Origin of the sequence: Methylobacterium sp. WL9 (genome assembly GCF_008040035.1) — a bacterium.
In the GTDB taxonomy this organism is placed as follows: Bacteria; Pseudomonadota; Alphaproteobacteria; order Rhizobiales; family Beijerinckiaceae; genus Methylobacterium; species Methylobacterium thuringiense.
In genome coordinates, this window is the sequence record NZ_VRVE01000200.1 from 1 (window position 1) to 619 (window position 619).

Annotated in this window: 1 protein-coding gene and 1 pseudogene; both read right to left on the bottom strand. The window is 70.9% G+C overall.

Features of this window, described 5'->3' with window-relative positions:
* The coding region (locus tag FV217_RS22485) for a YicC/YloC family endoribonuclease (RefSeq protein ID WP_348641982.1) at positions 1 to 268 on the bottom strand (268 nt) is incomplete at its 3' end.
* A gap of 153 nt (positions 269 to 421) precedes the next feature.
* Positions 422 to 619 (bottom strand): annotated as a pseudogene (locus tag FV217_RS22490) (aminodeoxychorismate lyase); the annotation flags it as partial.

Here is a 619-nt window from a genome sequence, read left to right on the forward strand (position 1 = left end):
CCGCACTCGATTGCCCGAGCACGGAATCCGCGATGGCGCCGAAGCCGAGATTGACCGCGGCGAAGACCAGCGTGATCGCGGCCGCCAACAGGCTCGACAGCGCCTTCTGCAGGGCGGTGCGGGCGGCCTCGCCCGGCCCGTCGAAGCCGTTCGGCACGCGCACCCGGACGTCGAGGCCGCGTCCGTTGACGGAGCGAACCTCCCAGACCCACTGCACCGGACCCGTGGTGCCGGCGGCGCGGGCGAAGCCGGTCATGCTGGTGATCATGATGGTGGGCGCGGCCTTCTTGAGACGGGTTCGTCGTCACCGTCTGGAAAGCGCGCCTCATACCACCGGCGCCCGCCTCGCCCAAAACGAAGCCGGCCTCACGTCCTGCGGATGGTTCCTTGGGAACTCCCAGGCGTCGGCGACCTCAACGGATCACGGGTTCTTCATCTGCGGCACGGTCTTGGGCGAGCTCAGGTCGTAGCTGCGGTTCTTCAGGGGATCGAGCTTGGTGCCCTCGGAGGCGTCGAAGGCCTTCGAGCGGCGGCCGTTGGCGTCCGGAGCCCCGCCGTCGGCGGCGAAGGCCGCGTTGGAGCCCGGGGCGTAGGCCGAGGCGCGGCCCGGTTGGCCCGG